Below are 19,355 nucleotides of genomic sequence, written 5' to 3' on the forward strand. Positions count from 1 at the left end.
GGGCACGCTCTCTTTCTGGGGTTATTTGCCGACGCTCATCGAGCCGATCAGCGCGTCGAGTTCGTCGCGCGCCGCCCGGCTTTCCGCATCGTCGTCGATGGGCGGCTGCGGGGCGTCCGGGTAGGGGATGCGCGGGCGTATCGCCTCCTCGCCGACCGGTGTTTTCCGGTAGGGGTTGGAGTTGGCGACCATGAGGGTCAGGTCGCGTATCGCGTCGCCGATGTCGTGCAGGAGGTATTCGCGGTCGGTCCACGGGTTGTGGGTGCATGCCGTCTGCCAGACGTTGCCGGCCGGCAAGCCCTGGATGAGGACGCGCAGCATGCGCAGGGTGATTTCGCCGCGCCAGAACTCGGCGATCGGGTCACGGGGAGCGTAGGCCGCGCACAATGCGGCCTCCAATAGTTCCGGGTGCCCGTCGCCGTCGAGGAGTTCTAGCGCCGTGTAGGGGTTCCGTCGGGCAGCGTGTCTGTGAGTTCGTTCTGCAGGCTCGCGAGCATGAGCATCACGTCGCCGGCCTGTCCGCCGGCCTGTTCGAAGTCGTCCCACTGGTCGCCGAGCAGGGCTTGGGCCATGTCGAGGTCGTTCTGCGCGTCGCGCGCCTTCTCGAGGGCGCGTTTGGTCTTGTTGGATTGGAACAGGGGGTGCTCGATGTGGAACACCTTGGCGTCCGGCTTGTCGTCGATGGTGAAATCGATCGTCTCGGAGACGTTCGGATGGGTTTCCTTGAACTTCTGGCGTACCGCGTGGAGGCTGAGCTTCTTCATGATGGTTTCCTTTCGGATTCTTCCTTTCGGATGGGAGGGCCCGCGCGGCGAAAGGAAGGGAAGACCGCGCGGGCCGGAACGTCACGCGCCGGCCGGCGCGCTGACGGTGATCGACAGGTCGGGGCTGGTGATCCCGTTGATGGTGGCGTTGATTCGCGCCGTGCCGGCCGCGACCCCGGTCACGACGCCTTTGGCGTCGACGGTGGCGACGCCCTTGTCCTTGGAGGTCCATGCGTCGGCCTCGGCCATGCTCGTGTGCTCGTCGCTCCACGTGGCTTGGGCTCCCAGGCCGATGGTCTTGCCGACCTGCACGTTCGTCGGCGCGGCTCCGCCGTTAGGGGCGGTTACCGTCACCGACGTCACGCTTTTTTGCCTTGGTGGCCTCGTAGTAGGATTTGCCGGTCGCCGGGTCGCGGAAGCAGGTGAAGGTGCGGTCCTCGCCTTCGGCGTCGGTGCGGTTCGACGTGCGGTCGCCGTAGTCGGTGACCTTGGACCGGTAGGCGATCTCGACGCGGTATACGGCGTTGTCGCCGATGCCGTCCTGTCCGAGCAGCACGATCACGTAGTACGGGTTGTCGCTGATCTCCCCGTCGGAGTATTCCCAGTCGCCGTCCTTGTTTTCGGGCCACTGGGCGACCGGGATGTTGTGGGCGAGGGCCTTGACCCATGCGTTCATCTCGCCGAACACGCACTGCAGGGTGCGGGTCTTGGACGTGATGTCGCTGCGCACGGGTTCGATGTCCTGCAGCATGTTCGTGTCGGACGTGTCCACGCTCTGGCTGTTCTTGAAGCCGTCGGTGGTCACGTAACCCATCATCTTGAATTCGGCGCCGAAGTCGGCGGGCGTGCCGTCGTCGTTCCACAGCTTGTCGGGTACCGGGGTGCCGTAGTCGGCGACGAGCATCGCCATGGTGCCCCATTTGCGCACGTTCTTGTTGTTGTCGTTCAGACGACTGACCAGATCGGCCATGATTGCTCCTTGGGTTTTGGTTGGTGGTTATTGCGGGCGCATGGTGAGCGTCGCGGTAGCGGTCCAGCGCAGGACGGACGGATCCCTGCCTGGGATTTCCGAGAAGCCGGTCAGGCCGCACGAGTCGGCGTACCCGTACCGGTTGCCGTCGCCCTGCAGGCTGGCGAGACTGTCCTCCAGTTCGCGGACCAGCGGCTCCATTTGGTCGGGGCCGGTGACGTACACGTCGATGTCGAGCGAGCTTTGCCGCTCATAGCCGTCGATGCCGCCGGACGGGGCCGGCGAGACCATGATCAACGGCAGCAGGGCGCTCATGTTGTCGGGCAGCCGGGTCCATACGGGGCGGCCGGTGTGCTCTTCGATCCAGGTGCGCAAAAGGCGCGTGGCGGAGGGGAATCCTCCGGTGATCGGCATGGCCATCAGCGGGCCACGCTTTCTCCCAGTTCGGCGGCTGCCCGGCGCAGGAATCCCCTTTTGGGCATGTTTTTGCCGCCGAATTCCTGTTCGGCGGCAGTCTCCGAGCCGGCGATCACGCGCGCGTAGGGGCGTTTGACGCCGGTGGGCGATTTCGTGCCGGGACGGGTGCCGGTCTCGATGCGCAGGCTGTCCGCGTAGTCGGGGGCGTGCTCCTTGTAGGCGATGCGCCGGGCGATGGGCAGCAGTCGTCGGGCCGTCGCGTTCAATGCCTTGCGCACCCCGGGATTGGCCAGCACGTTCTGCTGGATCCACTGGTCAGTGACGTTGATCCGTGGTTTGCCCATCGGTCACCTCCGTCGTGTTGTCGGGGCTGATGTACAGTTCCGTGTGGTTGCCGAGCCCGTCCATGGTTTTCCAGTCGAACGCGCTGCCGGCCGGGATCCACAGGCGGCCAGCCCATTCGATGAGCGCGTCGCCGGATACCAGGTCGGCGAACAGCCGGCTTGCGGGGCCGATGACCCGGTATCGCGGGTAGCGTGTGGCGTCCGCGAACAACGGGGTCTCGGCCGCGGTGACGGGTTGCACCGAGCATCCGTCGAGCACGGTCCGCCTGTTGCCGTAGTCGGGCATCCCGTATTCGCCGGGCGTGGGCTTGGCGGTGCGGGTGATGACGGTTATGGTCTCGCCGTGCAGTCCATCCCTATCCGGCATTGGCGCCACGTCCGATCGAATACCGGGCGACCATGGCCGCCCATTGCGCGGTGGTGCCCACGGTCAGGGCGCTGGAGTACTGGCGGCTTTCCGCGCCGGTCGTGTAGGACACGACGGTCGGCAGCAGTTCGACCATGGCCTGCGCCTGTTCGAGGACCACGTCCTGTATGCCCTGGGGGATCGGATCGTAGCCGTGCGTGTAGGTCAGGGTGATGCCCCGCCACAGGTCGGGCAGCGGGTCGCGGGCGCGGATCATGCCGTCATGGGTCCACTCGTAGTCGTCGACCGGATTGCCGGCTATCCTCAGATCCCGCACGTCCGATACCGGCCAGACGGGCAGCACGAGCGTCCTGCAGCCGGGCGAGTCCATGACGATGGTCTCCTCGGTCAGGCTGATCGGGTTGCCGGTCTGTTCGCGGAATCGGGCCGAGGCCATGTCTGCGGCGAGTCTGAGCCGGTCGTCGTCCGGTTTCGCGCCGGTCTTGGCGGCCAGTTGTTCGACGGAGACGAGCGGAGTCAGACCGGGGGTGTCGTTGCTGGCCATGACGGGGCCTCCCTGCTACTTGGCGAGCTTGATGATGTTGAGGCGCTTGGGTTCGCGGATGAACAGCAGGTTGCGTTCCTCGGCGCGCACGTAGGTCAGGTTGTGGCGCGCGTCGTCCTCGTTCTGGTTGAACGCGGTCACGGTGCGCGGCTCGCGGTTGAGCAGCTGGACCGTGCTGAAGTCGCCCATGATGGCGGTGCCGACCGGGACCGCCTGCGATTCGATGCGCGGGATGCCCCACAGGGTGTTCGGGCCTGCGGCGAACGGGCCCTGCCCAAAGAAGCGTCCGTTGGCGTCCTTGGTCAGGTCGATCGTCTCGTTGTCCTCCGGGTTCAGGACGATCGCCTGGATGGCGACGCCGAGCTTGCCGAGCGCGGTCTTGGCCTTGCGGGTCGTGGTGAAGATGTCCGTGGCGAACGCCTGGGAGAGCGTGCCGGGCGTGTTCAGGATGCCGTTCGGGTTGCCGGTCGCCTCGCCGGCGTCGGTCTGCGCCTTGCCGTTGAGGATGATGTTCTCCAGGTAGGATTCGAGGTTGCGCTGCAGCATCGTGTTGATGAGCGTGCTGATGATGCCGTCGTCGGCGAGTTCCTGGTTGGTGACCTTCACGCCGTCCGCGGCGGTCCACACCTTCGCCTCGGCCAGTGCCGTGCCCAGCGTGGACAGCGGCTTGACGCCGCCTTCGGCGACGGTCGCCGCGTTGTTGGCCATGCTGACCAGCTGGCGGTACTGCACGTAGCTGGCGGCCGTGGCGCCGCGGGTGATCAGTCCGAGGAACACGTTCGGCGTGGGATAGGTCAGGTCGATGTAGCCCGGCTGCATCTGCGGGGTGACCGCGCCCGGAAGCGTGGTGTTGATCGGCGCAGGGTCGGCCTTGACCGTCAGCTTGCCGGGCTTGATGTTGACCGGCGTGCCGTCCGGGATGGGCGCGTTCTTGAACGCCTGGTACGCGTCGGAGGCGACGAACGCGTCGCCGAGGGTCTTCGCCGCGGCGATACCCGGCGTGGCCGTCGGGGCCTCTTCGTCGCCGAGCATCTTCTGCATGGCGACGGCGGCCTCGTCGGACTTCCTGATTTTGGCGTTCAGGTCGTCGGCCTTGCGCTGCAGGGCGACGATCTCGTCGTTCTCCTCGTCGGTGAATTCGCGGTGTTCGCTCTTCGCCTTGTCCGCGATGGCCTTGACGCGGATCAGCGTTTCCTTGAGCTCGGTCTTGTAGCTCATTGGTTCCTCCTTGATAAGGTTGGTTTCCATGTCCGCCGCCCACGCGGTCAGTTCGGGCAAACTCATTGGTTCCGATGCCGCCGATTCGTTCCCTGTTCCGGGATCGTCGTCGGCCTGCCGTCGGGTTTCGGCGATGGCCTCGCGGATGAGGTCGCGCAGTTCGTCGCGTGTCAGTTGGGTTGCGAAGGGTCCGGAATCCTCGTCGGGTTCGCGGGTCTCGTCCCCGGTGTCGCCGGTATCGTCGTCCGGCGGTGTTTTTTCGTCGACGGTGTCCGCTTCGGACCGGGCGGGGTCGCTTTTGGTGGCGCCGAGCACGGTGGCGGGGTTCGCGCCCTTGAGGCAGGCGCTCACCTCGATCAGGTCGATCCTGCCGACTTGGACGACCGGGCCGGATAGCGTGTCCACGACGGTGAAGTCGCTTTCGTCGCCCGCGTAGGAGAATTCCCTGACCCGCCTGTCCTTGAGGAGTTTGAAGACCTGCACGGCGGTGGGGTTGCTCATGTCGAGCTGCGCGTCGACCATGAGGCCCGTGTCGGTCTCGTACGCGTCGGTGACCATGCCGATGTGGGAGAACGGGTCGTCCCAGTCGTGCGCCCACATGACGGGGATGTGGTCGCCGCTCGCCTTCCACCGTTCCAGGGATTCCTTGAACGCGCCGGGCATGACGACCTCGCCGTAGGAGTCGACGTTGCCGAACACGGACACGAGCGCGGTGAACCGGCCTTCGCCGAGGGATTGTCCGTTGTTCACGCCCATCGGCTGCACGCTGGCCTTGACGGTTCGTTTCATGCGTTTGTCAGCGGGTTTGCTCATTGTTCACGCCTCCGATGTTCTGGCTGCCGGTGTCGTGCGGGCTGGCGGCGTCGCCGCCTCCGCGCACCGTGTTCAATTGGGTGAGGATCTCGTCGTATTCGGGGCCCAGCGGCTGGCGCCCGTGGTCGGTGCGCGCCTCGTTGACGGAGAGCCATGGCCCGCCGACCGCCTGGCTGGTGACCACGGCGTCTTCCATGAAGCTGCCGCGCAGCGCGGCTTCGAGGTTGAATTCCACGAAGCAGTCGGGAAAATACCGGTCGCAGATCTGCTTGTTGAACGCGGACTGCAGTTGTTCGAACCAGCTGCCCAACGTTTCGCGGTAGAGGGCGTCGCGGAACGCCTGCGTGCTCGCGTAGTTGCCTTGCCGGGCGCCGACCATTTCCGGGGGCACCTGGTAGGCGGACGCGACCTCGATGTCGGACAGGGTGCGTCCCTCGACCTCCTGCGCGTCCTTGGGGCTGAATCCGGTCATGTCCTTGTATTCGATGCCACGCAGGACGGGGCTTTCGCCTTCCTTGCCTCCCCCGTCGAGCCAGTCGGCGAGTTCCTGCTGCAGGAGGCGTCGGGCTTCGGGCGTCAGAGCGGCCTCTCCGAGCGCCTGGCTCCAGTAGCCGGGCATGCGCAGGCCGTGCTTCCAGATCTCGCGCCGCCATTTGACGCTTTCGGTGTATTCGTCGAGCGTCTGGCGCAGGGTGAGGATCGGGCTGATGCCCTGGCTGGATCCGTAGCCGCAATCCCAGAAGCAGGTTTCGATGGGTATGGTCTCGCCGTTGCCGTTCGTCACCCCGTCGATCGCGTTGTAGGCGCCGTCGACCGTGTGGAACTGCCAGCGGATGGCGGGCCAGCGGATGAAGCGGTTTTCTCTGCCCGGCATGTAGGGGGATGCGAACCTGTCGTAGAGCAGCAGGTCCATCATCAGGTCGTAGACGAACCGGTATCGGCTGATGCCGGGGCCGGTGCCGGCCGGATCGTTGACCAGGTCGGACAGTTCGTCGCCGGGTCCGAGTTTCTCGCGGCCCTGGCTGGTGTGCCGGTAGGCGACCATGGGCACGCGGGCCACGTTGCGGGCGATGAACGACGTGACCTTGCGCACCGACGGCTGGCTGCTGAGGATCCGCCATGGGTCCGTTTCGCTGGTCAGTGGGGTGCCGGGGTCGGCCACGTACCATTTGCCGGTCACGGTCGCCGGCGGCCCGAAATCACGGACGGCGCTTTTCCTGCGGAACAGGATGCTCATTGGCTCAGCCTCCATCCTATGAGAATGCTGCAGATGCCGGCGACGATGAAGCCGAGCGGGATCCACATGAGCGCGAAGCCGATCGTCGCGAATATCATGCCGAGGATGGCGAGCAGGTCTGCGATCAGGTCGCGGATCGGTTCAGGCGAAGAGTCCTTCGGTTTCATAGATGCTCGTCTCCTTGGGTTTCGGTCTGGTCATGGCCTCGCTCATCGCGTTGCACAGTGCGGCCACGCCGTCGATCTTGTCGCGGCTGTCGGCCTTGTCGGGTTGGACGTTCTGGTTGACGTCCTCCTTGACGGCGAGGTTGTCGACGTTCCAGCGCAATACGGGATTGCCGTGATGGCGCAGCAGGGGATGCGCCTGCGTGCCGGTCAGCAGCAGCCGCTGCATTTCCTTGAGGACCGGGCTCAGGGTCTTGGCGCCCTGGCGTACCGGGGTGAGCCGGTCCACGTCGAATCCGGCGGCCTGCAGGTCGTTCGACACCTGCGTGGCGTTCCAGGGATCATATCCGATGGTCTGCAGGCCGAACGTTTCCATGTCGGCGAGGATCTGCTTCTCGATGTACGCGTAGTCGGTGACCGCGCCCGGCGTCAGCGTGAGCCACCCCTTGCGGCTCCATGCGCCGGCGGAGCCCGCCGTGCGCTTGTCCAGTGCGGGCAGGGCGTCTTCGGGGGCCCAGAACCTGACGAGCACGTCGTACGCGTCGCCGTCGGGGAACGCGAGCGCCCATGCGGTCAGGTCGGACACCGCGGCCAGGTCCCATCCTCCCCAGCAGGCGCGCCCCTTGAATTCCTTGTAGAACCGGTCGGGCGAATCATAGGGTTCGCCCATGTTGCGGTCCCATGAGTCAAGGGTCAGGAAACGGGTCTTCTGCTTGGTGCGGATGCCCAGGTGCAGGCGCTGGTAGGTGGCCAGTTCGGCCGGCGAGTTTCTGGCCTTGTTGGCCGCGTCGCGCAAATATTCGCTGGTGGGGCTCTTGCCGTATCCGGGGTTCGCGCTCATCTGCGTGGCCGCGCTGTATGGGTCGGCCTTCTCGTCGGCGCCCCAGATGACCCCGTAGTAGGCCGGGTCGTCGATCAGCCCGTTGGCGACGTTCTCCACGTACGTGCGGGTCAGATCGTAGATCGTGTTGGTCTTGCCGTCGTCGGGCGTGGTGATGCGCACGCCCAACGGTTGGGCGCGCGAACCGCGGCCGGTCTCCAGGGTGCGTACCAGGTCCGGGGTCTTGTACACGTGCAGTTCGTCGCAAATGAAGCAGTGCAGGTTCATGCCGTGCGCCGCGTCCGCGGCCGAGCTGATGACCTCCATGTAGGAGCCGGACGGCTTGTGCACGATGCGTTTCTGATGGGCGACCATCACGCCCTTCAGAGCGGGCGTCTTCTCGACGAGCTGTTTGATGGGCTGGAACACGAATCCGGCCTGATGCTCGGTCGACGCGGCGCACACCACCTGCGCGCCCGGCTCCCCGTCGCCGCCCAGCATGTACACGGCGATGCCGCCCGACAGCGTGGATTTGCCGTTCTTGCGCGGCACGTCCACGTACAGGTCGCGGATCACGCGCACCCACTGGCCGTCGTCGTTGCGTCGGATCCAGCCGAACACCGGGGCGAGGATGTACGCGATCTGCCACGGGTCCGGGTCCAGCGGCCGGCCGGCCCATTTGCCCTGCGTGTGGCGCAATACGTGGAAGCAGGCGAGGACCTTGTCCACGCGTCCCGGGTCGAACACCGCCCCGTCCACGCCGCGCGGTTCGGGCGTCTTGGTCTTCGGGGCCTGCCATTCCTGCGGGAGCGGATACCCGCGGTCGAGCATGTACCACGCGACCTCCGGGCTGACCTTCAGCCCGGCCAGTTCCTCGGCGGATGGCGGATCACACGCCGGTTGCGGCGAACGGGTTGTCTTCCTGCTCGCCATCATCGCTCCTTGCCACGTTCGATTCGCTCGCCGGGGTCAGGCCGAACTCGTGCGCGAACGCGCGGATCGTGTTCGACGCCTGCGTCAGGATCGTGAACGCCGGGTTGAGTTTCTGCGCGCCGCGTTCGGTCGCGATGAGCACGCCCTGCTCGTCGATGCTTTCCTGCGCCTGGCGCATCGAGGCGACCGCCAGACAGTAGGCGGCCAGCGCGTCCCGGTCCTCGGGTTTGATGATGCCCCGTTTGGCGAGTTTGGGCACGATGCGCCGCCAGGTGTTCAACGCCTCGCCGGTCAGCCATTTCGGCACGGCCGGCGCGCCGCGTTCGAAACCGGCGTCGTCGTCGGCGATCCTTCTGCCGCCCGAGTCGCGGCCGGCGCCGCGCCCGTTGACGATGCGCAGGCCGAGCGGGTTCTTCTGCGGTCCTCGCTGGCCCATGATCCCGTACCTCCCGAATGGTGGTTCGACCCCAAAAACATGAGACGCGAAAAAAAGAGTTTCGGCGGCGCGGATTTCGCCGTCGAAACGTGTTTTCCGGGACTCCCATACCCTGTCAGTGGAAGATCTTCGGGTAGCGTCGCCGGTCGTCCGCGTTCTTCCAGTCGTTGCACTGTTCGCACAATGTCTGGCAGTTGTTCGGGTCGAGAAACGCGCCGCCCGCGCCGATGGGGATGATGTGGTCGACGATATGGCATCCCGTGCGCCCGCATCGCCGGCATGCGTGATGGTCGCGTTCGAGCACGAAACAGCGGACGCGTCGCCATTCGGCGGAGTATTCGGCTCTCATGCGCGTGTGGGCGCTGGGATGCTGCCATGGCTGGCGTTGGTGCCGGTCGCACAATCCGTCGCGCACGGCCTTGAGCGTGCAGCCGGGATGGGAGCAGCGGGCGCGGGGTTTGCCGGGCATCAGACGATCTCGATGCCGAGCTGCTGCAATGCGTTGAGGTATTCGTCCTCGTACATGCGCAATGGCCATGCGTTGAGCGCCTGCTCGCGGGTGACCTGCATGCCGGTGTTGTTGAGTGCGTCGGCGATGCGCGTCAGCTGGTGGAGGATCTCGGCATCCATGCTCAGCCCTTGGCGGCCATGGCGCCGGATGCGACCAGCGCGTCGCGCAACGCGATGAACTCGGCCTTGGTCACGGTGTCGCCCGCCGGATCCGCCACGTAGGCCGCCTGTCTGACGCCGCCGAGGGCGCTGCCCGCCGCGGGCAGTGTGTATGCGGCCGGAATGTCCGGCTTGTTCGTCAGGTCGGCGTACGAGCCGGAGAACGAGCTGGTGCCCGCGCCGATGGCGGTTCTCGCGCTTGCGGCGTCCTTGGCCTTGAGCAGTGCCCTGCCGGTGTCGGTCGCGCCTGTCAGGGTGTCCGCCGTGGGCGAGGCCGGGACGTCGACGAAATCGAATCCGGTGCCGTCGCCCTTGACCTTCGGGATCCTGCCGTGGTCGGTGTCGGCGGAATAGCCGGCGAGCTTGGCCGGCGATATGCTGCCGTCCGCCGGCTCGGCCGGCGTGCTCGGCGCGGAGGATGGACCGCCGACGGGATTGCCGTCGGCGTCCACGAACTGGGCCTTGCGGATCTGGGTCGGCTGGGGAACGTCGTCCGCATCGTTGATCTGCTGCAGGTAGGTGATGTCATTTGCCATGCGAGACTCCTTCGAGGGGTTGTGATCGTTGAAATATGCGGCGTGTCGTCGTGTTCTCCGCTTGAATATCTTTAGATACGATGTTATTATAGATATGTCGGCAAGGAAGACCGACGACAACAGAAAAGTGAAAGGGCGGCCATGACCATCAACGATTGGCTATCCTTGACCCTCCAAGCCGTATCGACCGGAACGGCGTTCTGGGTGGCATGGAGGACCAGAGAAAGGAAAAAGCCCCGACACAAGAAGTGAATAGGGCAAGGGGTTCCGAGCGCAGGTACCGCCCAGAACCCCTCTACCCAACACTACCAGAACGGAGCGCACCATGGAACGATCACGCATATGGGGCCTGCTGTCGCTGGCCTTCGGCGTACTGGCACTGGGAATGTCCTTCGGTGGATCGTTCGCCGGAGGCTTCGCGCTCACCGCCGGACTGTTCGGCCTCGCAGCCGGCCTCGACCACGACGGAAAAGGCGGAAACGATGACTAGGCATTATCTCAGCCTGACCGAGGTTGCCGAAAAGCTCGGCATCACCAAGGGGGCGCTCGCCCAGTACAAGCTGCCCGAGGCCGACGTGACCGTGGGCAGAGCGCGCGGCTGGCTTCCGGAGACGATCGACAAGTGGAACGCGCAGCGCCCCGGTCGAGGCGTCGGCGGAGGCAGGCCGCGCAAGAACAAGCAGGCATGAGAAGACCCCGCATATTGGCGGGGTCTTGACTCGATGCATCACGCGTGCCGCTGCTTGCGTTTCTCTCTCAGTTCACGACGCTTCTGGATGGCCATGGGTTGCTGGTATACGTAGTCGAGAAGGGAATCGAGGAAGCCGAGGATGTCGGCGGCGTCGTCCGCGTCTACCGGCGTTCCGAGATCGCCGTGCGCCATATCGTTGCCGATGAAGCGGATCTCATGCGCTTCGTCCTTCAATTGGTCGGTGACGACATGGGTTTCGGCCATTTTCTCGATATCTCCGTAGAGATTGTTTGTATGGATGTTCTTGTCCTTGGCAATGGCTTGCACGGCTGTTCTGGCGAGTAGCACGGCAGCGCGGTTGGCGTTGATGGAGAAGCAGGCATATGCTTCCGAAGCGGCAGAGGCAATGTCTTGAGGCACGTTCTCATACTCCTTCCCCAGAGGCTTTGCCGGATACCACTGCAGATTATCCTGAGCCTCAAAATGGCAACCCGCTATCACAGGAAGCCATTCAGATTGCAGTGCCAGCAGATTCTTGAAGCCATGACAATATTGTAAGTCGCGCAGACATCCGCCATCGTCGATAGAAAATGACCACTGTAGACATGTATACGGTGACAGTTTGGGTTTGTCAAATATCGGTGACAGTCTCGGCGAGGAAACGGAAAGGGCCGTAATCCATGTGGATTACGGCCCAACCCATCGGTCACTCAGAATCAAGTAACACTTGCTTATCCGATTAGTGAATATATAGTTTTATGAGATGCTTTCATTATGCTTGGCAGCCAGCAAGCTGTCAATCTCCGCGCGTACAAGAGCCCAGCCGTTGCCGACCTTCACGCCATGCAGGCTGTGGTCATGGATCATCTGCAACACACGCTGACGACTGATGTTCAGCACGGCAGCGGCTTCCGTCACGGAAAGCATGGGAGGCACGGGGGCAAAGCCATTGAGACGGTCGAATTCCGCGGACTGGAGGACGCGGATCTGGATGGCCTCCGGCAGGGACTTTCTGTCCGCAAGCAGCGACAGCGCGGTAAGGCATGCCTGGCGCATACTCTCGGCGGGGAGCGAAAGAGTCACCTCAAGCCGGCCGGACGGCGACTGAGCCACCGCGGCGTGCCAATCCAGGAAAGCATCGAGAATGTCTTCATCGACGCCGTCGTCCGCGTAGCAATGGTCGAACTCGATGACGACGTTCCAATACTCCATCATGGTGGTTGTTTCTCCTTGTGTGCATGGGGCAAGGAGCCGGGCACCCTTTCGGTAGCCCGGCCCGGCGTTCACAGGCGTACGCCCGCGCGTTTCAGGGGAGCAAGAGAGTTCCTCAGAGAACGCCAGTCGCTCGGCGTGCCGGCAAGGGTGGTGATCCATTTACCGTCGAGGAAGACCTTGTAGTGGCCCCTCCTCGTGCGGACGATGGTGCATCCCTGTTTTTCCAGTTTGCCGAGCAGCTCCTTGATCTCATTTGCTATACTATTCACCTCCTTTCGGATAAGCAAGAAAATTCTATTACAGTCCTTGTCAAATAGCAAATAGCCATATCGGGGCTACTTGTTCTTGCGCACATGTGCCTGCCAGATGTCCCACACCAGATACACAGGATCGCCGTGCTCATCCGCGGCGACGGGGCGGATGATGCCGCGTTTGGCCCATTGGCTGATGGTGTTGCGTTTGATGTCGATGCCCCACGGCGCCAATAGCGCCCTGATCCCGCTTGAGGTGCCCTGCGCTCCCCCGATCGCGAGTTTGAGCATACTGTTGCGATGGATGTCCTTGATCCGGTATTCGCCGGCGCAACGGTCGCATGCCTTGTATCCGGATTGCAGTTCCAGCGGATCGCAGCGCAGTTCGCAGCCACAGGTTGGGCACCAGCCGATCATCTTGGTTTCGGGTGGAGGATTGAGCATACGATCCAATCGGCGTTCGGCCTGCGAGACGAGTTCCATGATCGCCGGCGCGTCAGCACGTTCGAGCAGCTTGTCGGCGTGCGGGATGATGCCTTTGAGCTGTCCCTCGGCGTCCATGCGCATGGGCAGGCCGAGGACGCGGCTCATATGCTCGACGAGGGTGAGGATGTCCTGCAGGAGGCTCCACGCGCCGAGGTTGAGCGGGATCGGCGCCACCGTCCTGCTGCCATGCCCCGTCTGGCGGCTGGTGACGCGGGCGCGTTTGGCCGCGATCTCGCGCAGCGCGGGCAGACCGTTGCGGATCGAGGCAAGGTCACGGCGGAAACTGGCGGCATTGTGTTCGTTCATTTGTTCGAAACCCTCCACGTCGGCTATAGTGGTGTCTGCAGGACGCGCCCTCCGCCGCACAGGTGGAGGGTTCCGTTTATCCGGCGAACGCCGGCATGGTTGCCGGTGTTCGTGGTTGTCGGCGTTCGTGGTTGATGGTTGGTGTGGTTGGTTAGATGTCGAATGCCGGCGGTTCCGGTCGGGGCGGTTCGGGCTGTTTCTTGGGGTGTCCGGCTTTGATGATGTCGCTGATCTGGTTTTCGGGGAGTTTGAGGACGTTGGCGGTTTCGTCGACGCTGATGCCCTTGTCGTGCCAGTCGAGGATCATGTCGCGGATTCGCGCCGTCACCATATGCCCTCCGTTCTCACTGTCCGGACAGGACCACGGTTCTGGCTCATTGCTCCTCCCCCGTTTCGGTCTCGTCGCCGTCGAAGCCTTTGGGTGTGATGGTCACGGTGATCTGGCAGTTGGCGGCGAGCGCCATACGGATTAGTTTGATGATGTCGTCGTTGCTCATTGCTCATCTCCGTTCAAGCGTTGCAAATATTCGCGGTAATCCTGTATGTCGCGGGTCAGGCAGTCGTCGACCCTGTGGGTGCCCGCATGATGCTGGTACGGGTCATGGTCGAGGGCCTGGTCGGCCAGACGGAAAGAGGTGACGTCCAGATGCCGGTAATGCAGGGTATTCATGATCCGGTCGGCGGTGTGCCCGTCCAACTGGCTGGACAGGATGCGGCGGATGATCCGCAGGTCGAAGGTCAGGTTCGTGCCGGCCGGATACACGATCGCATCATTCGTGGCCGCGGTGATGAAATCACCCACCTGCAACCCGACAGCCGCCATGCTACTCGACCGCTCATCATCCAAACACTCATCCAACAGACGGTTATCCACATGCATCCGGATCGCCTTCCAATTACCCCGATCCACATGCACGCACTCACGACGCACCACCACACTCATCGACCTCAGGATCCGCGTCGCTCGCATGTCCGTGAGCTTCAACCCGACCTCGAAAATCTCGCACAACTCCGGGTTCACGCCATCCGTCTCCGTATCCACCCACAACAGCAGACGATCCCTCGTCTTGGCGCTCGCCGGCATGGTGGTGGTTGTGGTGATTGTGTTGGTCATTGCTGGTCCTTTCGGTTGATTATGGGATGGTTGGGCATGCCTGCCGGTGGCGGGCATGGCGTGTACTGGCCGTCCACGTCGAGCAGGATCCATCCCCTGCGCCTGCTGTAGACGGGTACCCGGCTGGGATCGGGGTCCCAGCTTTTGAGCAGATAGCCCAGGGCACGGGCTTCGGTCGGGTGACGGTGGATCCATCCGTGGCATCCGGTCGAATTGTCGAGCCCGCACACGCGGATGATGTTGCTGGGCGCATGCCGTTCCGGATCACCATAGGTTTGCGAACGGCGTTTCCTGTGATGATGCGAAGCGCCGGGCCAATACCCGTCGCGACAGTATCGGTCGCACACGATGCACCGGTCCATTTCGCGGCCCTCCACCAGACGCAGCGTCTCACGGGTCGGCTTGTCACCCATGGCATCTCCTTCCACGGGTCACCGTCAGCGACCTCACATGCGGTTGCAGGATCGCCGTGCGATGCCTGCCACTGACCGACATGATCCTCAGCTCGCCCAGCATGACCTCGCTGTCCGCGAGCGTGAACCGCGTCGACTGCGAGCCCGGCATACCCGGCACGGCCCGCAGATATCCGTCGATCACCGTGCCACTCACCGTGGTGACGATGCACCGACAACCATCCAGCGTCTCCGGATCGGCGGTGCGCCAGTCCACGGTCTCCTCGACAATGCCGCTCATGCCGCCTCCCCCAGACTCCCGGACTCCATCGCCCGCCGGATCAGCACGACGATCCGCGGAGCCTCGACACCCTCAGCCAACAGTCGGACCACCTGCGGCAACCATTGCAAACGCTCACCAGTGTCGGGCTGGAGGGTTTTGAGCATGCTGCTGGTCGTCAGGAGCTTGCGGGCCCTGCGGGTCAGGTCGTCTTCGGCGCTCGCCGGTGGTTTGCCTATGCTGAGCTCGTGTCCGCGGTCGAGCCACAGGGTGAACGCGGTTTTCGGATCGGCCGGGTATTCGCCCGTGCCGGTGAGTTTCGCTCGGAACTTGCGCAGCTCCCAGTCGCAGTCCATCCCGTAGTCGTCGGCGAGGGATCGTTGTTCGTCGTCGGGTCGGAAGTCGGCGAGCAGTTGGATGCGTCGGGCTTGGTGTTCGCGCGCGCGTACTCTCTCTGACGGTTCTAATGATGGTTCTTTAAGAGATTGGGTGTCATGGGTGACACCCCGTGGCGTCATGGGTGACACCCCGTGACGGTCACCGGTGACACCCCGTGAAGTCATGGGTGACACCCCGTGACCCTGTGACGGGGTGTCATGGGTGCTACCCCGTGAATCGGACGGGGTGTCATCCACGCTACCCCGTGGATCCTCGCACGGGGTAGCATCCATGACACCCCGTGGTTCGGGGTAGCGTTTCCTGGACTTGCGATTGCGGTACTCCACCGGTTCGGCCTTGTCCAGGACGATGCGGTACACGTAGGGGCTGTGGTCGGCCCGGTAGCGCGTGCCGTACTCCGTGTCGCGGACGATCAGCCCACGGTCCTCGAGATAGCGCAGGGCGCGTTGGACCGTGCTCGCGCTGGCCTCGCCCTCGGCCATCAGACGGTCGATGCTGGGCCACGCGCAATTGTTCTCGTCCGCGTAGTCGCACAGGATCAGCAGCATCAGCTTGGCCGACCTGTCCCCCACTTGGACGCGTTTGGCCTTGCCATACAACAGGGAACTCATGACGTCACCTCCTGAGCAGTCCGAGAGCGACCCGGTGGCCCAGGTCGGTCAGGCTCCACAATCCGAAGAAATCCGGGTGGACCAGACCGCGTTCCTCCAACGACTCGAACGTGCGTGAATTGTTGCGGTCCACCGGATACATGTTGCGGTTCAGCAACGCGATCAGCGTCTCCCGCATGCTGGGCGTCAACCGTTTCATCGGTCCGGCTCCCGTCCCGCGGCATCGTTGACCAGGCCGATCGCGTCGAGCAGGCTCCCCGCGATCGCGTTGGATCGTTCCGGCAGGCCCGGAATCTGGTATTCCACGCCCAGTTCCTCGACCTTGAGCACGGTCTTGTGAGCGACGGCGAGCAGGCTGCGGCATTCGTCCAGGATGAGCCCCAACGGCAGTTCCGGCTCGTCACAGGCCATGTCATCGACCGGATCGTCAGGCACGTTCGCGTCGTCGTCCAGTTCGTCGAGCGCGTCATGCAGCTCGTCGCACAAGCGCTTCATATCCTCCAGATCCACCACGATCACCGTCCCTGGTATTGGGCGAGCACCCACCACTTGTCCGCCTGCGCGTGATCCGGGGCGATCTCGACCCGCCAGGCGCCCTTGGGACGGAACGCGATGATCTCGCCGGCGCGGATCCTCCGGCGCAGGCTCATCGCCTGCCGGCGCGTCATCCCGCGGGCGATCACGCCTATCCCCCCGGACTGCAATGTTGCCGCGGGATGATCCCATTTGCTCGGGGGCCGCAGATGCACCGTCTCGATGTCCTCGGGCCAGTCCGTCAGGATCAGCAGTCCATCGACCGTGCGGGGCAGGTCCTCCTCGATGCGGCCGATCCCGGTCTTCGGAGACTCCGCCGGACCCGACTCCTTCGGAGAGGCTTTGGGCTTGTTGAGCTGCATGACGGAGTAGTACGCCTGGGTGACCGACAGTTGCGGCTGGTCTTCCAGGAGGCGTTCCGCCTCTTGGGTCAGGGACTCGTCGTTCATGGCCTTGCGCTTGTAGGAGCGGGCGCTGCGCCGCTGCGTGGGCGACAGTCGTTCGTACGGGGTCGCGCACAATTCGATCAACTGTTCGTTCGACAATCTGGGCATGATGATGTTCCTTTCAGTTCCATGGGTCATTCGTGAATTCGTCGAAACCGGTCGGCTCCGATGGCACGGACTGCGCAGGCTGCATGGGCTGCCGGGATGGCGCCTGTCCGCGTTTGAATCGGGTGATCTGCGCGGTGGCGCGCAGGAGGCTCGGGCCGATGTCGTCCACCACCCATTTCACGCTCCACGCGGTGCTGCCGTCCTGCCGCTGGTACGTTTCGGTTTTGGGATGCACGGTGGCGAGCACCTGGTCCCCCTTGGCGAACGAGCAGTTGATATGGTCGGCGAGATCACGCCACACCTCGCACTGTCAGCTCGTGGGCGTCACGTCGACCGGCTGGCCGTTCGCGTCCTTCTCCCATCCGCTCGACAGGATGCGCAGGTTCACGACCGGCACCCCGTTGCCCGTGGTCCGGTATTCCGGGTCGGCCGCGAGCTGGCCCCTGATGATCGCGATGCTTGGATCCCTAGCCATTCCTATTCCTCCATTTCCTTGATCCACCGGTCCATGGCCTTGCGGCTGACCTTGCGTTTGCCCGGCCGCCCGTCACGGTTCGGCGGTCTGAACGTGTCCAGATCGCCCTGCCTGGACGCGTAGCGCAACGCCACCACGTCCAGCCCGTACACGAGCGCCGCGTCCGGCAGCGTCCACGCCTCGCGGGCCTCCAACGGCACCGGGTTCAGATCCACGCGGAATCCCTCGTCAAGCAACGGCATCCGACTTACCTCCTTTCCCCTTCGTCCGAATCGGCCACCACACCGGCCATCAGGCGCAGCGCGGCCGGCAGCAGCAGGATCGTGCCCGCACCCACGAGCACGATCATGGCCAGCAGGTTCCCGATCGGGTGCGCGCACCCGTCATGGGTCAGCAGCCAGCCAAGAGAGACAACGCAGGAAGCGCCGAGTCCCAACCCGCAGGCCAGTTCACTCATGGTTTCCCCGGTCATCGCGGGTCACCTCCTCCTTGAGACAACGGTTGATCTCGCGTTTCATGGCGAGCAGACCGCCCTTGGTGACGCGACGAGCGGTGTGCCCGTCCAAAGCCACGGAGAAGACGCACGGGTAGCCCGGGGACTCCTCATCCGGCGTGCGATGCACGGTGAAGTCCCGATAATCGTTCCCGCCAAGTACAGTCATCACGCCACCTCCACGTACTGTTTGTTGGCCATACTGATCAGCCAGTCGGCGAGCACACCGGCCTCGCTATAGGACAGGGGGATGTGTCCCTCGTAGCCGTCGAGGAACCGCAGGACGATCTCATGCCGGTAGACGCTGACGGCGAGACGATGACCGGAATCAGTGGTTACGATGCCGTTGGTTCGTGTCTGGATGAGATACGCGAACCACAAGGCCTGCTGGTCGGTCAGGTGTCGTTGGATGCTGTTCGAAGCATGATCGGCATCCCGCAGGATCAGGGTCACCCTGCCATCCCTTGTTCTGTCAGGCCGGCACAGGAGCGGACGAGACGCTTCCGCCTCATTCCCGAAATTCACCGTGTTCGCGGCTTGCCAGTAAAACTCGCTGCGAGGCATCATCACGACACCGCCTTACTTGGGTTGGATGAGAGCGACGGCGATTCCGACGACATCGTAGAATCGTTCTCATGGGCGATCTGGTTTCCTTCCTGCAATGGACATGGTCGGGCATCGGCGGTTTCGGCGGATTCGTCGGCCTGCTCGGCGGCATCTGCGGCATCGTCGCCCTGTTCCAGACGCGCAAGACGAACAAGCTCGCGCAGGACGCGAACGCTCTCGCAGAAGAAGCCAACGGCATCTCCGCCGACTCGAAGCGGGTCGCCGAAGACGCCAATCGTCTTGCCGGCAACGCGAACAAGATAAGCACAGACGCGAATTCGATCAGCCAACGGGCGTTGAGCGTTACCGCCGATCAAACGGTCTATAAATGGCGGGTCGAATTCGATGGCGATTCGTCGACCGTCTTCCTGGTCAACGATTGCCCCCATCAGGCAACGGACGTCCATGTTTTCATCCGTCATGAAAACGAGACCGGCATGGACCGGCGGGTCGATCACGTACCGGCGTTCGGCGAGGTTCCGTTCGAAAATGAGTTCTTCTCCGAGAAAATCGTCGAAGATCAGCGGAGCATAGACGCCATTAACTCCAGCGGCGGAGGCGTGTACTTCCTCGACAGCGGTAGTTGCCCCATCGACGTGCGCATCGCGTACACGACCGAACTCGGGAGCCGCCGCAGCGACGAAATCAAGGAGACACTGCGCCACGGCAAGCGACATTGAATCGCGTTCCGTACCACAAAGCTCATCTCGGGGCAT

At 63.9% G+C, this 19,355-nt stretch carries 38 protein-coding genes; 3 read left to right on the forward strand and 35 right to left on the reverse strand.

What is annotated here, in order from left to right:
- Nucleotides 1–21: 21 nt before the first annotated feature.
- The 16 genes from BBSC_RS07370 to BBSC_RS07435 form a co-directional block, all read right to left on the reverse strand.
- The gene (locus BBSC_RS07370) at nt 22–387 is read right to left on the reverse strand and encodes a hypothetical protein (protein WP_051923151.1); all 366 of its coding nucleotides are present in this window, start codon (nt 385–387) and stop codon (nt 22–24) included.
- A 44-nt stretch (nt 388–431) separates the two neighbouring features.
- Nucleotides 432–764: a hypothetical protein gene (locus tag BBSC_RS07375; RefSeq protein ID WP_033519675.1), complete on the reverse strand. Its 333-nt coding sequence runs from the start codon at nt 762–764 to the stop codon at nt 432–434.
- Between the two features lie 81 nt (nt 765–845).
- Nucleotides 846–1,127, reverse strand: coding sequence for an Ig-like domain-containing protein (locus BBSC_RS07380; protein ID WP_033519676.1), 282 nt, complete (start codon nt 1,125–1,127; stop codon nt 846–848).
- Entirely contained in the window at nt 1,099–1,734 is a 636-nt protein-coding gene (locus BBSC_RS07385) for a hypothetical protein (RefSeq protein WP_033519677.1), read from the reverse strand. The genes BBSC_RS07380 and BBSC_RS07385 overlap by 29 nt, the downstream gene beginning before the upstream one ends.
- 27 nt (nt 1,735–1,761) lie before the next feature.
- Entirely contained in the window at nt 1,762–2,154 is a 393-nt protein-coding gene (locus BBSC_RS07390; protein ID WP_033519678.1) for a hypothetical protein, read from the reverse strand.
- On the reverse strand, nt 2,154–2,495 hold the full coding sequence (locus tag BBSC_RS07395; protein ID WP_033519679.1) for a hypothetical protein: 342 nt from the start codon (nt 2,493–2,495) through the stop codon (nt 2,154–2,156). The genes BBSC_RS07390 and BBSC_RS07395 overlap by 1 nt, the downstream gene beginning before the upstream one ends.
- A complete protein-coding gene (locus BBSC_RS07400; RefSeq protein ID WP_033519680.1) occupies nt 2,467–2,862 on the reverse strand; it encodes a hypothetical protein in 396 nt (131 codons plus the stop codon). Before BBSC_RS07400 ends, BBSC_RS07395 begins: the two co-directional genes overlap by 29 nt.
- Nucleotides 2,852–3,406: a hypothetical protein gene (locus BBSC_RS07405; protein ID WP_033519681.1), complete on the reverse strand. Its 555-nt coding sequence runs from the start codon at nt 3,404–3,406 to the stop codon at nt 2,852–2,854. Before BBSC_RS07405 ends, BBSC_RS07400 begins: the two co-directional genes overlap by 11 nt.
- Nucleotides 3,407–3,421: 15 nt before the next feature.
- Entirely contained in the window at nt 3,422–5,437 is a 2,016-nt protein-coding gene (locus tag BBSC_RS07410) for an HK97 family phage prohead protease (RefSeq protein ID WP_081892880.1), read from the reverse strand.
- Nucleotides 5,421–6,674 (reverse strand): phage portal protein, encoded by a 1,254-nt coding sequence (locus BBSC_RS07415; protein WP_033519683.1) that lies wholly within the window; start codon nt 6,672–6,674, stop codon nt 5,421–5,423. The genes BBSC_RS07410 and BBSC_RS07415 overlap by 17 nt, the downstream gene beginning before the upstream one ends.
- Nucleotides 6,671–6,841: a hypothetical protein gene (locus BBSC_RS13955; RefSeq protein ID WP_156102369.1), complete on the reverse strand. Its 171-nt coding sequence runs from the start codon at nt 6,839–6,841 to the stop codon at nt 6,671–6,673. The genes BBSC_RS07415 and BBSC_RS13955 overlap by 4 nt, the downstream gene beginning before the upstream one ends.
- The gene (locus BBSC_RS07420) at nt 6,816–8,594 is read right to left on the reverse strand and encodes a terminase large subunit (protein WP_197074467.1); all 1,779 of its coding nucleotides are present in this window, start codon (nt 8,592–8,594) and stop codon (nt 6,816–6,818) included. Before BBSC_RS07420 ends, BBSC_RS13955 begins: the two co-directional genes overlap by 26 nt.
- Complete coding sequence (locus tag BBSC_RS07425) at nt 8,548–9,027, reverse strand: phage terminase small subunit P27 family (RefSeq protein WP_033519685.1); 480 nt, start codon at nt 9,025–9,027, stop codon at nt 8,548–8,550. The genes BBSC_RS07420 and BBSC_RS07425 overlap by 47 nt, the downstream gene beginning before the upstream one ends.
- 115 nt (nt 9,028–9,142) lie before the next feature.
- A complete protein-coding gene (locus BBSC_RS07430; protein WP_051923152.1) occupies nt 9,143–9,496 on the reverse strand; it encodes an HNH endonuclease in 354 nt (117 codons plus the stop codon).
- Nucleotides 9,496–9,657, reverse strand: coding sequence for a hypothetical protein (locus tag BBSC_RS13960; RefSeq protein ID WP_156102370.1), 162 nt, complete (start codon nt 9,655–9,657; stop codon nt 9,496–9,498). The genes BBSC_RS07430 and BBSC_RS13960 overlap by 1 nt, the downstream gene beginning before the upstream one ends.
- Nucleotides 9,658–9,659: 2 nt before the next feature.
- Nucleotides 9,660–10,232, reverse strand: a complete 573-nt coding sequence (locus BBSC_RS07435) for a hypothetical protein (RefSeq protein ID WP_051923153.1) — start codon at nt 10,230–10,232, stop codon at nt 9,660–9,662.
- Nucleotides 10,233–10,557: 325 nt separating this feature from the next.
- On the opposite strand from BBSC_RS07435, the gene BBSC_RS13965 reads away from it, so the two are divergent.
- Together BBSC_RS13965 and BBSC_RS07440 are read left to right on the forward strand one after the other, a co-directional pair.
- Complete coding sequence (locus BBSC_RS13965; RefSeq protein WP_156102371.1) at nt 10,558–10,722, forward strand: hypothetical protein; 165 nt, start codon at nt 10,558–10,560, stop codon at nt 10,720–10,722.
- Entirely contained in the window at nt 10,715–10,921 is a 207-nt protein-coding gene (locus tag BBSC_RS07440; protein WP_033519686.1) for a hypothetical protein, read from the forward strand. Before BBSC_RS13965 ends, BBSC_RS07440 begins: the two co-directional genes overlap by 8 nt.
- A 38-nt stretch (nt 10,922–10,959) precedes the next feature.
- Here the strand turns inward: BBSC_RS07440 and BBSC_RS13970 are convergent, their stop codons facing one another.
- From BBSC_RS13970 to BBSC_RS07520, 19 genes are all read right to left on the reverse strand, one after another.
- A complete protein-coding gene (locus BBSC_RS13970; RefSeq protein WP_033519687.1) occupies nt 10,960–11,343 on the reverse strand; it encodes a DUF4145 domain-containing protein in 384 nt (127 codons plus the stop codon).
- A 336-nt stretch (nt 11,344–11,679) separates the two neighbouring features.
- On the reverse strand, nt 11,680–12,138 hold the full coding sequence (locus BBSC_RS14065) for a helix-turn-helix domain-containing protein (RefSeq protein WP_033519688.1): 459 nt from the start codon (nt 12,136–12,138) through the stop codon (nt 11,680–11,682).
- Nucleotides 12,139–12,206: 68 nt separating this feature from the next.
- On the reverse strand, nt 12,207–12,407 hold the full coding sequence (locus BBSC_RS13715) for a hypothetical protein (protein WP_033519689.1): 201 nt from the start codon (nt 12,405–12,407) through the stop codon (nt 12,207–12,209).
- A 66-nt stretch (nt 12,408–12,473) separates the two neighbouring features.
- The gene (locus BBSC_RS07460) at nt 12,474–13,181 is read right to left on the reverse strand and encodes a hypothetical protein (RefSeq protein WP_033519690.1); all 708 of its coding nucleotides are present in this window, start codon (nt 13,179–13,181) and stop codon (nt 12,474–12,476) included.
- Nucleotides 13,182–13,332: 151 nt separating this feature from the next.
- Nucleotides 13,333–13,512: a hypothetical protein gene (locus BBSC_RS07465; RefSeq protein WP_033519691.1), complete on the reverse strand. Its 180-nt coding sequence runs from the start codon at nt 13,510–13,512 to the stop codon at nt 13,333–13,335.
- A gap of 43 nt (nt 13,513–13,555) precedes the next feature.
- Nucleotides 13,556–13,678 (reverse strand): hypothetical protein, encoded by a 123-nt coding sequence (locus tag BBSC_RS14375; protein ID WP_269429209.1) that lies wholly within the window; start codon nt 13,676–13,678, stop codon nt 13,556–13,558.
- Nucleotides 13,675–14,295 carry a hypothetical protein gene (locus tag BBSC_RS07470; protein WP_046726313.1) on the reverse strand — a complete coding sequence of 207 codons (621 nt, stop codon included), beginning with the start codon at nt 14,293–14,295 and terminating at the stop codon, nt 13,675–13,677. The genes BBSC_RS14375 and BBSC_RS07470 overlap by 4 nt, the downstream gene beginning before the upstream one ends.
- Entirely contained in the window at nt 14,292–14,708 is a 417-nt protein-coding gene (locus tag BBSC_RS07475) for a hypothetical protein (protein WP_033519692.1), read from the reverse strand. Before BBSC_RS07475 ends, BBSC_RS07470 begins: the two co-directional genes overlap by 4 nt.
- A complete protein-coding gene (locus BBSC_RS07480) occupies nt 14,701–14,988 on the reverse strand; it encodes a hypothetical protein (protein WP_033519693.1) in 288 nt (95 codons plus the stop codon). The genes BBSC_RS07475 and BBSC_RS07480 overlap by 8 nt, the downstream gene beginning before the upstream one ends.
- Nucleotides 14,985–15,977 carry a helix-turn-helix domain-containing protein gene (locus BBSC_RS12840; protein ID WP_051923154.1) on the reverse strand — a complete coding sequence of 331 codons (993 nt, stop codon included), beginning with the start codon at nt 15,975–15,977 and terminating at the stop codon, nt 14,985–14,987. The genes BBSC_RS07480 and BBSC_RS12840 overlap by 4 nt, the downstream gene beginning before the upstream one ends.
- Before the next feature lie 4 nt (nt 15,978–15,981).
- Nucleotides 15,982–16,176, reverse strand: a complete 195-nt coding sequence (locus BBSC_RS13720) for a hypothetical protein (protein WP_144414442.1) — start codon at nt 16,174–16,176, stop codon at nt 15,982–15,984.
- On the reverse strand, nt 16,173–16,490 hold the full coding sequence (locus tag BBSC_RS07490; RefSeq protein WP_144414443.1) for a hypothetical protein: 318 nt from the start codon (nt 16,488–16,490) through the stop codon (nt 16,173–16,175). Before BBSC_RS07490 ends, BBSC_RS13720 begins: the two co-directional genes overlap by 4 nt.
- A gap of 2 nt (nt 16,491–16,492) precedes the next feature.
- Nucleotides 16,493–17,065 carry a hypothetical protein gene (locus BBSC_RS07495; RefSeq protein ID WP_033519695.1) on the reverse strand — a complete coding sequence of 191 codons (573 nt, stop codon included), beginning with the start codon at nt 17,063–17,065 and terminating at the stop codon, nt 16,493–16,495.
- A 13-nt stretch (nt 17,066–17,078) separates the two neighbouring features.
- The gene (locus tag BBSC_RS12845) at nt 17,079–17,366 is read right to left on the reverse strand and encodes a hypothetical protein (RefSeq protein ID WP_051923155.1); all 288 of its coding nucleotides are present in this window, start codon (nt 17,364–17,366) and stop codon (nt 17,079–17,081) included.
- 9 nt (nt 17,367–17,375) lie between these two features.
- Entirely contained in the window at nt 17,376–17,540 is a 165-nt protein-coding gene (locus BBSC_RS13725; RefSeq protein WP_144414444.1) for a single-stranded DNA-binding protein, read from the reverse strand.
- A gap of 2 nt (nt 17,541–17,542) precedes the next feature.
- Nucleotides 17,543–17,782 carry a hypothetical protein gene (locus tag BBSC_RS07505; RefSeq protein ID WP_033519696.1) on the reverse strand — a complete coding sequence of 80 codons (240 nt, stop codon included), beginning with the start codon at nt 17,780–17,782 and terminating at the stop codon, nt 17,543–17,545.
- 5 nt (nt 17,783–17,787) lie between these two features.
- Entirely contained in the window at nt 17,788–18,012 is a 225-nt protein-coding gene (locus BBSC_RS07510) for a hypothetical protein (RefSeq protein WP_144414445.1), read from the reverse strand.
- Nucleotides 17,990–18,202 carry a hypothetical protein gene (locus BBSC_RS07515; protein WP_033519360.1) on the reverse strand — a complete coding sequence of 71 codons (213 nt, stop codon included), beginning with the start codon at nt 18,200–18,202 and terminating at the stop codon, nt 17,990–17,992. Before BBSC_RS07515 ends, BBSC_RS07510 begins: the two co-directional genes overlap by 23 nt.
- A complete protein-coding gene (locus BBSC_RS07520) occupies nt 18,202–18,486 on the reverse strand; it encodes a hypothetical protein (RefSeq protein ID WP_144414446.1) in 285 nt (94 codons plus the stop codon). Before BBSC_RS07520 ends, BBSC_RS07515 begins: the two co-directional genes overlap by 1 nt.
- Nucleotides 18,487–18,668: 182 nt before the next feature.
- Between BBSC_RS07520 and BBSC_RS07525 the strand changes: the two genes are divergently transcribed.
- A complete protein-coding gene (locus BBSC_RS07525; RefSeq protein ID WP_033519362.1) occupies nt 18,669–19,319 on the forward strand; it encodes a hypothetical protein in 651 nt (216 codons plus the stop codon).
- Nucleotides 19,320–19,355 lie beyond the last annotated feature (36 nt).

Source organism: Bifidobacterium scardovii JCM 12489 = DSM 13734 (assembly GCF_001042635.1).
In the GTDB taxonomy this organism is placed as follows: domain Bacteria; phylum Actinomycetota; class Actinomycetes; order Actinomycetales; family Bifidobacteriaceae; genus Bifidobacterium; species Bifidobacterium scardovii.

What these genes read in the sequence shown, in the direction of transcription:
- BBSC_RS07375 (WP_033519675.1), bottom strand. Translation starts at nt 764, where the DNA reads ATGAAGAAGCTCAGCCTCCACGCGGTACGCCAGAAGTTCAAGGAAACC.
- BBSC_RS07385 (WP_033519677.1), bottom strand. Translation starts at nt 1,734, where the DNA reads ATGGCCGATCTGGTCAGTCGTCTGAACGACAACAACAAGAACGTGCGC.
- BBSC_RS07390 (WP_033519678.1), bottom strand. Translation starts at nt 2,154, where the DNA reads ATGGCCATGCCGATCACCGGAGGATTCCCCTCCGCCACGCGCCTTTTG.
- BBSC_RS07395 (WP_033519679.1), bottom strand. Translation starts at nt 2,495, where the DNA reads ATGGGCAAACCACGGATCAACGTCACTGACCAGTGGATCCAGCAGAAC.
- BBSC_RS07400 (WP_033519680.1), bottom strand. Translation starts at nt 2,862, where the DNA reads ATGCCGGATAGGGATGGACTGCACGGCGAGACCATAACCGTCATCACC.
- BBSC_RS07405 (WP_033519681.1), bottom strand. Translation starts at nt 3,406, where the DNA reads ATGGCCAGCAACGACACCCCCGGTCTGACTCCGCTCGTCTCCGTCGAA.
- BBSC_RS07410 (WP_081892880.1), bottom strand. Translation starts at nt 5,437, where the DNA reads ATGAGCAAACCCGCTGACAAACGCATGAAACGAACCGTCAAGGCCAGC.
- BBSC_RS07415 (WP_033519683.1), bottom strand. Translation starts at nt 6,674, where the DNA reads ATGAGCATCCTGTTCCGCAGGAAAAGCGCCGTCCGTGATTTCGGGCCG.
- BBSC_RS13955 (WP_156102369.1), bottom strand. Translation starts at nt 6,841, where the DNA reads ATGAAACCGAAGGACTCTTCGCCTGAACCGATCCGCGACCTGATCGCA.
- BBSC_RS07420 (WP_197074467.1), bottom strand. Translation starts at nt 8,594, where the DNA reads ATGATGGCGAGCAGGAAGACAACCCGTTCGCCGCAACCGGCGTGTGAT.
- BBSC_RS07425 (WP_033519685.1), bottom strand. Translation starts at nt 9,027, where the DNA reads ATGGGCCAGCGAGGACCGCAGAAGAACCCGCTCGGCCTGCGCATCGTC.
- BBSC_RS07430 (WP_051923152.1), bottom strand. Translation starts at nt 9,496, where the DNA reads ATGCCCGGCAAACCCCGCGCCCGCTGCTCCCATCCCGGCTGCACGCTC.
- BBSC_RS13960 (WP_156102370.1), bottom strand. Translation starts at nt 9,657, where the DNA reads ATGGATGCCGAGATCCTCCACCAGCTGACGCGCATCGCCGACGCACTC.
- BBSC_RS07435 (WP_051923153.1), bottom strand. Translation starts at nt 10,232, where the DNA reads ATGGCAAATGACATCACCTACCTGCAGCAGATCAACGATGCGGACGAC.
- BBSC_RS13965 (WP_156102371.1), top strand. Translation starts at nt 10,558, where the DNA reads ATGGAACGATCACGCATATGGGGCCTGCTGTCGCTGGCCTTCGGCGTA.
- BBSC_RS07440 (WP_033519686.1), top strand. Translation starts at nt 10,715, where the DNA reads ATGACTAGGCATTATCTCAGCCTGACCGAGGTTGCCGAAAAGCTCGGC.
- BBSC_RS14065 (WP_033519688.1), bottom strand. Translation starts at nt 12,138, where the DNA reads ATGATGGAGTATTGGAACGTCGTCATCGAGTTCGACCATTGCTACGCG.
- BBSC_RS07460 (WP_033519690.1), bottom strand. Translation starts at nt 13,181, where the DNA reads ATGAACGAACACAATGCCGCCAGTTTCCGCCGTGACCTTGCCTCGATC.
- BBSC_RS07465 (WP_033519691.1), bottom strand. Translation starts at nt 13,512, where the DNA reads ATGGTGACGGCGCGAATCCGCGACATGATCCTCGACTGGCACGACAAG.
- BBSC_RS14375 (WP_269429209.1), bottom strand. Translation starts at nt 13,678, where the DNA reads ATGAGCAACGACGACATCATCAAACTAATCCGTATGGCGCTCGCCGCC.
- BBSC_RS07470 (WP_046726313.1), bottom strand. Translation starts at nt 14,295, where the DNA reads ATGACCAACACAATCACCACAACCACCACCATGCCGGCGAGCGCCAAG.
- BBSC_RS07475 (WP_033519692.1), bottom strand. Translation starts at nt 14,708, where the DNA reads ATGGGTGACAAGCCGACCCGTGAGACGCTGCGTCTGGTGGAGGGCCGC.
- BBSC_RS07480 (WP_033519693.1), bottom strand. Translation starts at nt 14,988, where the DNA reads ATGAGCGGCATTGTCGAGGAGACCGTGGACTGGCGCACCGCCGATCCG.
- BBSC_RS12840 (WP_051923154.1), bottom strand. Translation starts at nt 15,977, where the DNA reads ATGAGTTCCCTGTTGTATGGCAAGGCCAAACGCGTCCAAGTGGGGGAC.
- BBSC_RS13720 (WP_144414442.1), bottom strand. Translation starts at nt 16,176, where the DNA reads ATGAAACGGTTGACGCCCAGCATGCGGGAGACGCTGATCGCGTTGCTG.
- BBSC_RS07495 (WP_033519695.1), bottom strand. Translation starts at nt 17,065, where the DNA reads ATGCCCAGATTGTCGAACGAACAGTTGATCGAATTGTGCGCGACCCCG.
- BBSC_RS13725 (WP_144414444.1), bottom strand. Translation starts at nt 17,540, where the DNA reads ATGGCTAGGGATCCAAGCATCGCGATCATCAGGGGCCAGCTCGCGGCC.
- BBSC_RS07505 (WP_033519696.1), bottom strand. Translation starts at nt 17,782, where the DNA reads ATGCCGTTGCTTGACGAGGGATTCCGCGTGGATCTGAACCCGGTGCCG.
- BBSC_RS07510 (WP_144414445.1), bottom strand. Translation starts at nt 18,012, where the DNA reads ATGACCGGGGAAACCATGAGTGAACTGGCCTGCGGGTTGGGACTCGGC.
- BBSC_RS07515 (WP_033519360.1), bottom strand. Translation starts at nt 18,202, where the DNA reads ATGACTGTACTTGGCGGGAACGATTATCGGGACTTCACCGTGCATCGC.
- BBSC_RS07525 (WP_033519362.1), top strand. Translation starts at nt 18,669, where the DNA reads ATGGGCGATCTGGTTTCCTTCCTGCAATGGACATGGTCGGGCATCGGC.